17 protein-coding genes are annotated in these 11892 nt (G+C 43.6%); all 17 read right to left on the bottom strand.

Annotated elements, in window-relative coordinates; translation table 11 throughout:
- Positions 1 to 104: 104 nt before the first annotated feature.
- Entirely contained in the window at positions 105 to 1226 is a 1122-nt protein-coding gene (locus tag H9L42_RS16005; protein WP_187304410.1) for a phage tail tape measure protein, read from the bottom strand.
- 186 nt (positions 1227 to 1412) lie between these two features.
- A complete protein-coding gene (locus tag H9L42_RS16010; protein ID WP_187304411.1) occupies positions 1413 to 1814 on the bottom strand; it encodes a phage tail assembly chaperone in 402 nt (133 codons plus the stop codon).
- A 9-nt stretch (positions 1815 to 1823) separates the two neighbouring features.
- Entirely contained in the window at positions 1824 to 2255 is a 432-nt protein-coding gene (locus H9L42_RS16015) for a phage tail tube protein (RefSeq protein WP_187304412.1), read from the bottom strand.
- 12 nt (positions 2256 to 2267) lie between these two features.
- Complete coding sequence (locus H9L42_RS16020; protein ID WP_187304413.1) at positions 2268 to 3341, bottom strand: phage tail sheath subtilisin-like domain-containing protein; 1074 nt, start codon at positions 3339 to 3341, stop codon at positions 2268 to 2270.
- Positions 3342 to 3344: 3 nt separating this feature from the next.
- Positions 3345 to 3782 (bottom strand): phage tail terminator family protein, encoded by a 438-nt coding sequence (locus tag H9L42_RS16025; protein WP_187304414.1) that lies wholly within the window; start codon positions 3780 to 3782, stop codon positions 3345 to 3347.
- Complete coding sequence (locus H9L42_RS16030) at positions 3779 to 4225, bottom strand: HK97 gp10 family phage protein (protein WP_187304415.1); 447 nt, start codon at positions 4223 to 4225, stop codon at positions 3779 to 3781. The genes H9L42_RS16025 and H9L42_RS16030 overlap by 4 nt, the downstream gene beginning before the upstream one ends.
- Positions 4215 to 4547, bottom strand: a complete 333-nt coding sequence (locus H9L42_RS16035) for a phage head closure protein (protein WP_187304416.1) — start codon at positions 4545 to 4547, stop codon at positions 4215 to 4217. Before H9L42_RS16035 ends, H9L42_RS16030 begins: the two co-directional genes overlap by 11 nt.
- On the bottom strand, positions 4508 to 4831 hold the full coding sequence (locus H9L42_RS16040; RefSeq protein WP_187304417.1) for a head-tail connector protein: 324 nt from the start codon (positions 4829 to 4831) through the stop codon (positions 4508 to 4510). The genes H9L42_RS16035 and H9L42_RS16040 overlap by 40 nt, the downstream gene beginning before the upstream one ends.
- Positions 4828 to 5064, bottom strand: a complete 237-nt coding sequence (locus H9L42_RS16045; RefSeq protein ID WP_187304418.1) for a hypothetical protein — start codon at positions 5062 to 5064, stop codon at positions 4828 to 4830. Before H9L42_RS16045 ends, H9L42_RS16040 begins: the two co-directional genes overlap by 4 nt.
- A 71-nt stretch (positions 5065 to 5135) precedes the next feature.
- The gene (locus tag H9L42_RS16050) at positions 5136 to 6272 is read right to left on the bottom strand and encodes a phage major capsid protein (protein WP_187304419.1); all 1137 of its coding nucleotides are present in this window, start codon (positions 6270 to 6272) and stop codon (positions 5136 to 5138) included.
- Positions 6273 to 6290: 18 nt separating this feature from the next.
- Positions 6291 to 6938 (bottom strand): head maturation protease, ClpP-related, encoded by a 648-nt coding sequence (locus tag H9L42_RS16055; RefSeq protein WP_346726338.1) that lies wholly within the window; start codon positions 6936 to 6938, stop codon positions 6291 to 6293.
- Positions 6928 to 8253 carry a phage portal protein gene (locus tag H9L42_RS16060; RefSeq protein WP_187304420.1) on the bottom strand — a complete coding sequence of 442 codons (1326 nt, stop codon included), beginning with the start codon at positions 8251 to 8253 and terminating at the stop codon, positions 6928 to 6930. Before H9L42_RS16060 ends, H9L42_RS16055 begins: the two co-directional genes overlap by 11 nt.
- Positions 8243 to 9997 (bottom strand): terminase large subunit, encoded by a 1755-nt coding sequence (locus H9L42_RS16065; protein WP_187304421.1) that lies wholly within the window; start codon positions 9995 to 9997, stop codon positions 8243 to 8245. The genes H9L42_RS16060 and H9L42_RS16065 overlap by 11 nt, the downstream gene beginning before the upstream one ends.
- Positions 9994 to 10425, bottom strand: a complete 432-nt coding sequence (locus H9L42_RS16070) for a phage terminase small subunit P27 family (protein ID WP_346726339.1) — start codon at positions 10423 to 10425, stop codon at positions 9994 to 9996. Before H9L42_RS16070 ends, H9L42_RS16065 begins: the two co-directional genes overlap by 4 nt.
- A gap of 139 nt (positions 10426 to 10564) precedes the next feature.
- Positions 10565 to 10957, bottom strand: a complete 393-nt coding sequence (locus H9L42_RS16075; protein WP_187304423.1) for an HNH endonuclease — start codon at positions 10955 to 10957, stop codon at positions 10565 to 10567.
- Positions 10958 to 11027: 70 nt separating this feature from the next.
- Complete coding sequence (locus H9L42_RS16080; protein WP_187304424.1) at positions 11028 to 11462, bottom strand: type II toxin-antitoxin system HicB family antitoxin; 435 nt, start codon at positions 11460 to 11462, stop codon at positions 11028 to 11030.
- A gap of 36 nt (positions 11463 to 11498) precedes the next feature.
- Positions 11499 to 11669 (bottom strand): type II toxin-antitoxin system HicA family toxin, encoded by a 171-nt coding sequence (locus H9L42_RS16085; RefSeq protein ID WP_187304425.1) that lies wholly within the window; start codon positions 11667 to 11669, stop codon positions 11499 to 11501.
- Between the last annotated feature and the right edge of the window lie 223 nt (positions 11670 to 11892).

The following is an 11892-nucleotide window of genomic DNA, read 5'->3' on the forward strand; positions in this document are numbered from 1 at the left end:
TTTCCATAGAGACCTTATCCTTTCGTGATTATTTTGTTTTTGGGTAAAACTATTTTATCACTTTGGAGTCGGTCTCTTCTTTTATTTCTCTGAAAACTCCACAACTATTTTACACTATCCACATAGGGGATTAACATATCTCCAATTGGCTGAAGCACATCGACTTGAATTGTCCTCCATAGGCCACCGAGAGCCGATGAAAAAGTATCAAACTTTGTTTCCGCCAGTGCATCTGCCGCATCTTTTGTTTTATCGATCTCATTTCTTGAGGTCGTAAGCGAAGTCACAACTTGGGGGGAAAGATCTTCCCACATTGTACCGAACAAAGCCACTCCCGCAGCACTCTGTTTCACCGGATCTTCCATACCTGCAAGAGCCTGAATCGTCTGGTCAAATGCTTTGCTCGCACTATCTCCTCCGGCGGCAATCCGCGCAGCCATATCATCCGAATTTAAACCGAGCAGTTTAAACCCTTCCGCTGTAGTGTTTGAACCATCTATCGAGCGAATTGAAAACTCTTTGATCGCATCTCCTATTTTGTCTAAATTCCATGCTCCTGCCTCTGCTCCGCTGCTGTAAATACTGAACATATCTTCCGCATTCAAGCCAAGTTTTTTGAATTGTACGGAATATTCATTGAGATTGTCATACAATTCATCGGAAAAATTCAGACCGCTTTGCGCACCTTGCGTCATTAAGTTGAACGCCTCCTTTGATGAAATTCCAAAATTTTTCATCAAAGTATCTGCGGATCTGGTACTCTCTGCAACATCTACGCCGAATACGTCCCGCATCGCAAGTGCATATTCCGTGCTTTGCTGTAACGCGCTTGTGTCTAATCCTTTTAAATTCTGATTGACCTGCGCAAGGGAATTGGATACATCTCCGATAGATTCGCCAAAGTTCTCTTTATAGATGTCATTGATAACATCCTGATATTTTTCCATCTCTGCGGCAGAGGTGCCGGTTGCGGCCGCAAGCTGTACATATGCGTCCTCTGCATCCATTGCAAACTTTCCTGCTGCACCGGCCGCGGTTGCAATCGGTAGAGTGAACGCGTGCGTCAGGGAAGAGCCGGCACTCTCAAAGATTGCACCAAAATTTTTAAACACCTGACCGGTATGAGAAATCCGTTTCTCCATGTCCCGCGCTGCTTTCGCAACTTGTTTTGACGGATTGGAAAAGTTGTCAATCAGTTTAACAACCGCCGCCACAGTCTTTGCCATTCACTCACCCCCTTTTCATGCTTCGCTTTAGTTTTTTCAGCTCTTCTTCCCGCTCTCGGATTTCTTCATACAAAAAAGCACGCGTAACGGTTCGTTCGCCTGCTCCCATGTCAAAGTAATCCGATGGTTTCCAATTTTTCATGCAAAACAAGATATAGGCCGCATTTACATCTGTGTTTTGCTTAATTAGTTTTTTATTTCATCCTCTTCGCTGCCCGAAAAACCAGACAGAGCGGAAATCTCACTTGCAATTGCACCAGATTCTACACCAAACAAGATCGCCGCGAGATCTTTTGGCGTAGCGGCCCCGAAATGTTCCATGAGTTGTGAATCCTTTAGATTCGGCTCCACCACACCTTCTACGCAACACATAAGGTTTTGTTCGTAAAGCCTTGACATATCCCGATTCCCCTTTTTGTCAAAGATCATCTGAGTAATGTCGTTGACGGTTTTACCGCTCAACTCCTGAATGGTAATTTCCGTAGGTTCGCCAAGCAATTTAGAGAGCTTTTTTGAGTGAATCTTTTTTGTTTCTTTTTCTTTTACCTTTTCTTTGTCAATCCGAATTAATTTTTCTGCAAGATTCATAGTTGCCTCCTATTCGATCGATTCTAAAATATCAAAATCCGTAAAATTAAACGGAATAGATTCTTCCACCAGACTTCCCGCTTCCCAGTCCGCAAGTGTTAATTCCGTAAACACACAATCATTTAACTGAATCCGTTCAGCACCAAGAGCTTCCGGATCGTCTAGCTTTGTGATAATCGTTGCCCTGGTTGCCTTTCCAGCTTTGATATTGTCCGCAATCAGGTTCAGGAAATGGGAAGAAACCTTATGTAATGTCAATGTCCCTTCTCCGCTCATTCCTGTTACTTTGTATCCTTTTTTTAGCGTTCTTGACATAATAACTTCCGTTGTATCAAGAGACATTTTCGCTTCTAGGCCACTTGCTTCCGCCATGTAGGTATTATCAACCCAGACCTCACCATAGCTTCCGCTGATAACGTTTTCTGCTTTATAGCTGTCCATAATCTCCCTCCTTTACACCGTAATCTGTAAAGTAATATCTTCCATAACGTCGGAAATCGTCATAGTTGCCGCAAGGAACACCTTTTCATCGGTATACTGCTTTTTTACTTCCTGATCCGGCATCGCTTCCGCCACTTCCCGAGATACACCTTTGTTAGTTACGATGTATTCTCGGATAGTTTCTACATCGAAATCAACAACGCAATCCTGTACAGCTCCCACGCGTTCCATTTCCGTCAGGTATGCACGGATCGCCGATAACAGCAAGCACTTGTTATCAAACGTGTTCAGATATTTTCCGATATAATTGTCCTCCGCCAAAAGAATCAGATCGTCGTAAATCATATCCATTGTTTCCACAACTTTAATTTTCTTCCAGCTTTCCGACTTTCCCTTCTGCACGGTTGTCATAGAATTGACCGCACGCGCAACCTTAACTTTTTCTCCATCGTAATAAAGGACAAATTTGCCTGCATCAATCGCGGTATCCAGTTCGCTTCTGGACAGCTTTTCACAGTCCGTTACATCTTCCAGCACCGCAAAGGTAGCCCCTTGTGTCAATGGCGTACCTGCCAGCACCCCGGCAATTCGGGAGCAAAATTCCTCTGTCGTATAGATATCATCTCCGATACTTGCTGTTTCGGTCGTATAATTGACAACTCCCTCGCAATCCGCCGCTGTATTCGGGAGTACCACTTTCACCTTATTTCTCGCTTCTCTTTGCTCTTTTACCCATGTAGCAACCGCCTGAGCCTGACCGTCCGTTTCTGCGGTCGGACAGCAAATCCAATTGACCTTATAAATCGAAAAATAGTCAAGTGCATCGGTATAATCCTCTGCTTCGCTTTCTAACACATAAAGAACAACCTTGCTCGGAGCAGATACATAACCTTTTAATGCTAGCCTCACCTGCTCCTGTACCGATTCTGAAAGAGTGCCTGGAATGTCGGATACTTTATGAATCGTAACCGGATTTGTTTCTGGCACCGCATCTTTAACGATCATTCCGATCGCTCCTCTGTCGGACCGCCGAACGGAATCAATCGCTGCGGCGGTAAATATGATATTCATCGCTGGTAATCCCATTGATCATTCTCCTTTCTTCAAGCTGTTACTCATGTAGAGTTTTTCCATGAGAACCGCTGTTTCTGTTTCTTTTTCAATGCTTTCGTAATACTCAATTTCAAATGTAAAAACCGGAATATTTGCATGGTTCCCGGTAAATTCAAAGCTATGGTTACTGAGATTCAGATATCGGCTTTCAACTTTGAGCTTTTTTAAAAATGCCTGCTGCATTTTGTTGAAGAAATCCATTCCGGCAGATTCATCCGGCTCCTTCTGAATAAAATCAATCTCCACTTCTACATTTTTGTGAACCAAATTCGCACTAAATTCCGAAAAGGTTTGTGTGATATACACAAAAAAAGAAGGCTTTTCATAACCTTCTACCGTATCCGCCCCGTAAATCGGATAGTCTGGATATAAAGTTTTTAAGACTGCGTTAACTGCGGTTTTGATTTTTTTCAATCCAGTCCTACCTCCTTTAAGATTTCATTCAAAACCTGTTCACCGATTTCATCGGCCTTTTCCGAACGCTGAGACATATATCGAGCAACGGTTTTTCTACCCTTTACATCACCAACATAGCGCCCCGAATGTGTAAACATTCCATGGCCTTCTTCGTATAAATGATAATGCGGTGCATTTGATGTAACGGCTGCGGTCATTTTTGAACCTGAACGAATTACCTTCCCTGGGCGAAAGCTATTCGCCAAAGGCTTGTGCGTTTCACCTTCTGATACATAATGATGTCCTTTTGCTTCCGTTCTTACCCGCTGCTTTAAATCTTTCGCAACCCTTCTTGCTTCTTTTTTTAGAACCCTTTCCGCCGATGCCGGATATTGTTTCATCGCTTTCTTTAATGAGGTTTCCAGTTCTCCGGTTCCTTCCAATTCAAATTCAATACCCATCTGTGAACACCTCTTCACACTGAATTTCTATCATTTCGTGCCGTTCGTCCATATCGATCGGCGGACCTGCAATCTCAAAGATACGTCCGTGGTATAAGATCCGCATATCCGCGGTAATGTCGCTCCGGTATCTCACATAGATTCGGTGCGTTACTTCTGGCTTTAGCTTGGACATAAAGGCCGATTCTGAAGATTTATACGGCTTCACCGTTGCCCATACGGTTTTATATTCCGTCCAGACATTTTTACTCTGCCCTATATCATCTTCTGTATGTTCAATCTTTAAGAATGTGATTCGCTTATTGAGTTTTCCGATGTCCATTCCGGGTCCTCCTTTTGCAGCTCTTCTGCTTGAAGCTGAAGAACAATCGAACCAACCACGTGAGCAAGCCGCTGTTTATCCGATTCTTTTACGATCAAAACACGGTTTTCATAAAAATCCTGCATAATCAAAAAATAAAGCATTCTAACTCTGTAATTCTCCGGATCGAATGCTCCGACAGAGGATTTAATGTAACCCTCTGTCGCCTGCATCATCATTTCAAGAATTGCGTCATCCGCATCTTCATCAATGCGCAGATACGCTTTCACCTCTTCTAGTGTCACGAAATCACACCCCTGGCTTTTAACTGGGTAATCAGTTCGTTCACTTTCGCGGCAATCGTTGCCGCATCCGCAGATTCCGGCGTATCAATTGCCGATACCGCAGACGCACTACCGGAAAGTCCAGCCTTTGAAGCTGCCTGAATCCCGGATTCTATATTATTCAGCTTGTCTTTTGTAATGATGTCCCCGTCATTCCATGATGTCGGAGAATATCCGCTCGATTTTGCTGCCATGCTATACCTCCTTTAAATTTTTGCCGTTCCAACTTTTCCCGTACCAACTACGGCATTGTCAGCCGGGGGCGTTACTCCCCCAGCGTTACCTGACCGTAAACAAATGCCTGCTCATCTTTCATTACGCAATCTTCTCTTTCGATTGCCCGGAAGAGTGTCAGATCCATTTCGTAAGCATTCAGCTCTCCAATGCTTGCGATATTGGAAGAGAGAATACTCATCTGGTTCCGATCAAAGAATTTGACCGCTTCCTTCAGGTCTCCAATGATCATCGGCACTTTGTTGGTTGCAGTCGGAAGATCTGCGTTCGGCACAACAAAGACCGGAACTGAAGTTGCCCCTGCACACAGGCGCATTTCTAAAGGTTTAACCGGATTCGGCTGAAGCAGATAGTCTCCATCTGCATCTTTTAAGGTATCTAACCATTGCAGGCCATCGTCATTTGTGATAATAGAAGAGGTCGGCTTAAACGCCTGTCCCAGCGTTACATTCAGCGCTTTTTTGATGTCGTCTACGCTGGCAATTGCGGTTTTGTCTTTCGTGTCCAGTACTCCAAGAATCATCTTGTTTCTTGTAACGCGGGATTCATCTCCAATCCACTGAATCAGTACGTTGGTAATATTCGCATCGGAATCTGCTAAAAGTTCACTTGTGACCGGAAAATATCCGGCGTATTTTTCGATCTCATAAGAGATTCGCTCAAACTGCGGGGTAGAGCCAGCTCCAATTTTGCCACCTTCGGCTACTTTCGAAAATCCGGTCTGCTGCGCACGTTTCTTAAAGGTACGCTGCCCCTTGTTCGTGGTTACGCGCTCCACATCTACCAGGGTAATTAGAGATGCTTTTGCCTCTCTATAGGTATTAATCCGGGTCTGAATGTCCTCCGGTACGGTATACCCTCCGTCTGCCGGAGTTCCCTCCACCATCGGATCTCCTGCGGCATTTTTAAACCCTCTTCTTGCTGCGTTAGCAAAGTCTGCCACCGCATCTTTCGGTTCATTTACTGGCTCAACATTCACCGGCTCTTTTACCTTTCCATCTCCTTCTGGATCAAGAATGTCTTTTAACAAGTCAAACTTATTCTGCATTTTTTCCAACTCTGCTTTTGCGTCTTTTGCTTCATCCAGTTTTCCTTCTTCTACAAGGTTGCGGACGGTCTCTTTCTGCTCATTAATGCTGTTTAACAGCTCAAGTAATTCTTTGTTCATGTTTCCCTCCATAAAAAATTAAACTCCGAAACGATCCAAATCGCTCAGGAGTTCATTTTTAGTATTATCTTCTATTTCTGCTATAACCCGGCTCCGAATTTCATCGGTAAGCCGCATTCCTTCGACGTTGTTAATCATCTGCGGAGCGGTATCTGAAATTTTATCTACAAATCCCATTTCTAATGCCTGATTTGCAGTCAGCCAGGTTTCGCGGTCCATAAGTCTTAAAATTTCCTCTTTGCTTTTCCCTGTCTTATTCACATAAGAGGAGGCAAGGGCCGCGTTCATCTGCCTTAAAATCTCTGCGTTTTTTTGCATCTCATGATAGTCTCCATTCACGCCCCACATGGAGACATTGTGAATCATAATCATCGCCACTGGACTAATTTCGCAGGTGTTTGCCATTGCGATTACACTCGCAGCACTCCCAGCTAGAGACTGTACCTTAATCTCTACATCGTCTCGCTCCCGTAGCATTGAATAAATTTCTTGTCCAGCCATGACGGAACCGCCTCCGGAGTTAATCATAACAGTTAGTTTTTCATCAGATTCTTTTGTCAACAGAGCATTCTTGACATCTGCCGGACAAGTGGATTCCCACTCTAGGTAGTTATAAATCCACTTATCGTCATTACTGATAATGTCCCCTCGTACATCAATTTCCACTCTCTTCACCTCCTCTCGTTTCTTCTGGATTCTCTATTTCCTCTCTTGGTTCTTCAGGTTTTTCCTTCTCCTGATACGCTTTTCCAATCTGTGTAATCGGCTGGTAGGTGCCATTTACCATGTTTACGTCTCCGCCTTCTACATACGGAAGATCTAATAGCTCCCGCCCTTCATTAATTGTGTAAAGGCCATTTGTTACTGCTGACACGACATTTGCCATCTGTGTCTTGGCATCCGTCCGCAGGAGTGCCTTTTCATTGAATTTAAAAAAGTACCCCTCAGAACGTTCTTTTTCTGTGAGTACTTTATAATTCAGTTCCTGCTCATATTGAGTTAACCGATAAGACATTGTGTCTACCAAGAAAGCAAGCTGCTGTGTTTCGGAATTTGCATAGCTGGATTTTTCATAATTATTTAATTGATTCGGTTTGATACCGAAGGCTGCCGCAATCTGTAGCGCCGAATACTTCTTTAACTCAAAAAATTGCGCGTCCGCCAAAGACACATTCAATGGCTGCAAGGTCATTCCGACCGGAACCGCCACAACTTTACCAGCATTTTTCGCACCTGTTAACAGGCTGTTATACTCCTTTTGCAATGCCAATCTTCTTTGCTTGTCCAAATCGCCCGTATATTGCAGAGCCATTGATGCGGTAAGTCCGTCTTTGTAAAGCGTGTTCAGATATTTCTGCGATTCTCCGGCGCCGTTTACTGTGTCAGACAGCATTTCCCGGACACTTTTTCCAAGCACACCGCCGCGGCTGAACCACGTTTTAAAATGCAGAACATTTTCCTGCGCATAAGTTTCCGATTTCCCGATGTGCGGATCAGTATATCGGTAATAAAGCTTTCCCACGTCACCAAATACGCCCTGATCGTCCATGAGGACCTGCACACACTCACTTTGCATCGGCCAAAAACCTTTTATCTTAACCGAACCGCCATAACGTTGCCGTTGCAGGCTGCTCTGTATCAGCACAAACGCATTTCCGTAGTGTTGACAGTTAAATTCAATTGTCCCCCAGAACGTCGCCGGGGTCATGATGTTGTTTGGTCTTGTAATTAGCCGGGCCGCCGCATCGGTTAAATCTGCCCGCAATTTCCCGCGGTCCGTATCCTGATAAAACTTAAGCGGCAATTTCCCCATTGTCTCAGAGAGCATCTTGAGACAGGTGAAGTATGTAACCTCATTCAGTTCCTTTCTTGGCAGGTTTGCATCAATCCCCATCCACTTTAAAAATTCGGTATCGTCTAACGAGACGGCCGGGCGCGTCAGGGCATTGGCCGCAGCCTTTATCCGGTCTTTAATCCCCATTCAGTAATTCCTCCATAAAATTGTCCAAATAAGCGCCATAATCATCCCCAAAGATATGATACATTGCCAGCTTAAATGCACATAACACCGCATCCACCGGGTCAATGCGCTTTGTGGTTGCATCTTTATCAATTTTTATCAGGCCATTGCTCTGTCGAATGACGGCATTACTCATGGCATAATTTAAAAGCGGATTCTTCAAATACTGCACATTTCCACAGAATACCTGCTCCCGAAACCCCTGTGTCGCTTCATTCAAATGCTTATGGCTTTGAAAAACCTCTTCTACCGTGTATCCTTCATCGGACAAGTCCATCATTAGCTTCGACGCATTCGCCGGGTCAAAACAGAGACATTGCACATCGAGATTGTACCGGCTGCATTCTTCCATAACGTAGCGCATAACCGCGCCCTGATCCACAATCGGAGTATCTGTTACAGTCAGATGTCCAGCTCTCTCCCATGCTTCGTATGGCGCTTTGTCTTTTAAAATGTGTTCTCGCAACTTCTCCCGTGTAGGAATAAAACTGTGAGTCCATACGAGATATTTCACAATCTCTTTTCCGTTCCCGTCATACTTTCCAGACAGATACGGAATCACAAACGCTACAGAAGTCAGGTCTGTTTTGGCCGACATATCAAATCCTACATAGACCGGCCGCCCTTCAATTTCAAAAGGAAGCCCCTCAATCTCGCAAACTTTCCATTTTGACATATCCATATAGCCGTTTTCTTTTGCCATAACCCAGACGTTGAGGCACTTAGTCAGAAACGCAGTCATGTGCTCCGGCTGTTCCTTTGCGACTTTATAATCGCCTCGGATTTTTTCTCGCCCTTCCGGATAGCTCATACGAATCGGATTCGCTTTCTTCCATAACTCTTCATTGTCTAAGCGTGATACATCTTCATAATCCTCGGTATCCATCTCACAGATATCAATCAGATATTCATCATCTTCCACGTCAATATTCGGATCAAGAATTTTGGAACAATAATCATACTCCGTCACAAAACAAGGGTAGGTTAAATCCATTCCTGCGGTTGTGATAATCATTAAAAGCGGCTCCTTTGTGTTTGAGCCTAATGCCAAATCGTAAAACTCTGTAGTTTTGTGTTGATGATATTCGTCCAAGACCAAAAGCGCCGGATTCGTTCCGTCTCCGCTCCTGCCGTCTTCTTTTGATAAAGGCTTAATAGTGCTCCCTGTTTTATAATGACGAATGCTATCACGCGTGACACGGAATTTTGTTTGAAGCGGGGACCCACGGAGCATCAATCCAGCTTCTGTAAACACAATTTTTGACTGATCCCGCTTGGTTCCTGCTGTATAGATTTCTGCCACTTCTCCATTTTTTGTAGCGGTAACTGCACACTCATATAAAGCAACGCCCGCCTCTTCCTGAGATTTTGCGTTTTTTCGCGCCACTTCTGTAAAGGATTTTTTAAATCTTCTGCGTTCCGTATCTTTATGAACCCATCCATAAAGTTGACAGAGTCGGAATTTCTGCCATTCAGTTAATTCAATCGGCTTTCCTGCGAGAATTCCTTTACTGTGTCTTAAAAAAGAGAACCAGTCTACAATGTTCTGGGCACGTTCCTCATTCCACACATACGGAAATCCATCTGTCCCGATTCGCTTAGAATCTTTTAGAAATCGCATACAGGCCCATTTATGTTTTTGACAACTCAAAATGTGATCGGAAATACAGTCTTGCGCATACCGCTTAATTTCTTCAAAAATCATATTGCGCTGAATTTCCTTTCAATCATTTCCTCTTGTTTATCCACTTTTGCAGACCCCGCTTTCAATCGAGAATCAATTGTCAGCCCGCAAAGGCTTGCGAATTTTCGCATTTCCTCTGCATAGCTTTTCTGAACATCAATCAAAGGATTTCGGACCTTGTTCTTTCCGTATTGTGTAACCTTATCTACAAGCGCAGGCTGCCCCTTTAACTCTTTTGTGACCTTTCGATAACTTGCATACGCGTTGCAATAACATGCAAGATTGTTTAAATCCAAATTTCCAACAATATTGATTTTCTCTAATTCTTTAATAAGGCGATTCCACTCTTTTTTGGCCGTAGCATCTACTAGCCATGTCGGCGGAGTTGATAACTGGTCACTATCCCCTCTTACAGCCTCTTCCTCAAACTCCTTTCTTTGTATATCCACAACTTTTAGGTTTCCCTGCTGCTCTGCAAGCGGTTTTCTAGGTCTCCCCATGCTATCACCTCGCTTTCATCTACCATTTTTTAGAAATTTGCAAAAAGAAAGGAGCATACGTGGTCGTGGCAACTTTTACAAAAACTTTTTAACCGCCCCCGTACTCCCGATATTGCAAAAGATATGCTTTAAGCTCTTCTTTTATTTTTGTATCACATTCTTTGTACCGTCTATGTATCTCTGTATGGCTGTCCCTGCTGACCGGAATTAGGTTGTCTGTATGATAGAACATACTGGGACTGTCCGCTGCTTCTATGATATGATGCACGGTGTCCGCAGGCTGTACCTTTCCTTCGTGGTACAGTGCATAGAGATCTATTCCATCATATAGATTTATGACATAATCTCTGATACGTCTCCACCTCTGTGTATGATACTGCTTCTTAATTCCCTGCGGCTTGTTATACTCTCTCTTGGTGCAGTCACAGGTTGTTCCAGACGGAATACGCTTCCCACAGCGGACACAGCGTTTATATATCATGTTCTTACCTTTCGTTGCATAAGAAAAGACGCTCCCATTTTGGAAGCGCCTTATTCTGTTCTGTCTTACTTTATCTGGACACGTTTAACTTCTGCATCAGTGCATCTTGTAATACCCTTGATACATTTAAGTTTGCTGCTTCAGCTTCCTGATTCAGCCAGTTTGGAAGCGTTACGTTTCTTCTGACAGTCTTATTGTCGACTCTTCTGCGGTAAACGTCTAGATCTACATCCACAAGGGATATAATTCCTTCTCCATCTTCTGCAAAGGTTCCCTTGCTTACATCAATATCATGTAAATCCGATGCAGTCTTAATCGGTTTGTGACTGTCTTCTGCCGAGATACACGAAAGCCCTATGGCGTCTCTGGCCATCATAATTGCATCTGCAAAAGAGGCTTTCTCTTCTCCCTCTTCGTTTGCCTCTGTGAGTATATTTAAGTCCGGCACCTCAATCAATATATTTGTGCCAACATCCGTAAAGATAACTGGATAGGTTACTTTCATTGATTTCCCTCCTAACAACATAAGGCTGGGGATTTTTTATAATCCCCATTTTTTCAGTATGGCCTTTGCCAGCCTCTCATTGATTTCTCTATGGCGCGGTATCTGTTCTTCATCATCCCCACGCTTATATACATCGTGGTTTCCGCCATGCCTGTCAAATTTGAATCCGGCTTTTTCAAGTTTTTTAATTAAGTCTCTTTGTTTCATACCGCCCCTCCTTATGTTATTATTATACACACTAATGACACATTTGTCAAGTGTTTTATACACATTTTTTACACATAGCAAAAGACACCCCACCAACTGGGCGCCTTCTGCCGTTATGTTAAAGTATCAGGAGGACATCAAATGCCTTTTATCTTTTTTTACTCACTATCATAATATCACACTTTTTTTGCCCCAGGGTTACCATGTTTACCCCCATGTTACT

The sequence above is a fragment of the Zhenpiania hominis genome, from assembly GCF_014333425.1.
Taxonomy (GTDB): Bacteria; Bacillota; Clostridia; order Peptostreptococcales; family Anaerovoracaceae; genus Hominibacterium; species Hominibacterium hominis.

Bases quoted from the DNA above. Each gene is read 5' to 3' on its own strand.
- H9L42_RS16060 (WP_187304420.1), bottom strand. From the start codon at position 8,253: ATGGGGATTAAAGACCGGATAAAGGCTGCGGCCAATGCCCTGACGCGC.
- H9L42_RS16065 (WP_187304421.1), bottom strand. From the start codon at position 9,997: ATGATTTTTGAAGAAATTAAGCGGTATGCGCAAGACTGTATTTCCGAT.
- H9L42_RS16035 (WP_187304416.1), bottom strand. From the start codon at position 4,547: ATGGACATCGGAAAACTCAATAAGCGAATCACATTCTTAAAGATTGAA.
- H9L42_RS16005 (WP_187304410.1), bottom strand. From the start codon at position 1,226: ATGGCAAAGACTGTGGCGGCGGTTGTTAAACTGATTGACAACTTTTCC.
- H9L42_RS16085 (WP_187304425.1), bottom strand. From the start codon at position 11,669: ATGAAACAAAGAGACTTAATTAAAAAACTTGAAAAAGCCGGATTCAAA.
- H9L42_RS16015 (WP_187304412.1), bottom strand. From the start codon at position 2,255: ATGGACAGCTATAAAGCAGAAAACGTTATCAGCGGAAGCTATGGTGAG.
- H9L42_RS16045 (WP_187304418.1), bottom strand. From the start codon at position 5,064: ATGGCAGCAAAATCGAGCGGATATTCTCCGACATCATGGAATGACGGG.
- H9L42_RS16010 (WP_187304411.1), bottom strand. From the start codon at position 1,814: ATGAATCTTGCAGAAAAATTAATTCGGATTGACAAAGAAAAGGTAAAA.
- H9L42_RS16020 (WP_187304413.1), bottom strand. From the start codon at position 3,341: ATGGGATTACCAGCGATGAATATCATATTTACCGCCGCAGCGATTGAT.
- H9L42_RS16080 (WP_187304424.1), bottom strand. From the start codon at position 11,462: ATGAAAGTAACCTATCCAGTTATCTTTACGGATGTTGGCACAAATATA.
- H9L42_RS16030 (WP_187304415.1), bottom strand. From the start codon at position 4,225: ATGGGTATTGAATTTGAATTGGAAGGAACCGGAGAACTGGAAACCTCA.
- H9L42_RS16050 (WP_187304419.1), bottom strand. From the start codon at position 6,272: ATGAACAAAGAATTACTTGAGCTGTTAAACAGCATTAATGAGCAGAAA.
- H9L42_RS16075 (WP_187304423.1), bottom strand. From the start codon at position 10,957: ATGATATATAAACGCTGTGTCCGCTGTGGGAAGCGTATTCCGTCTGGA.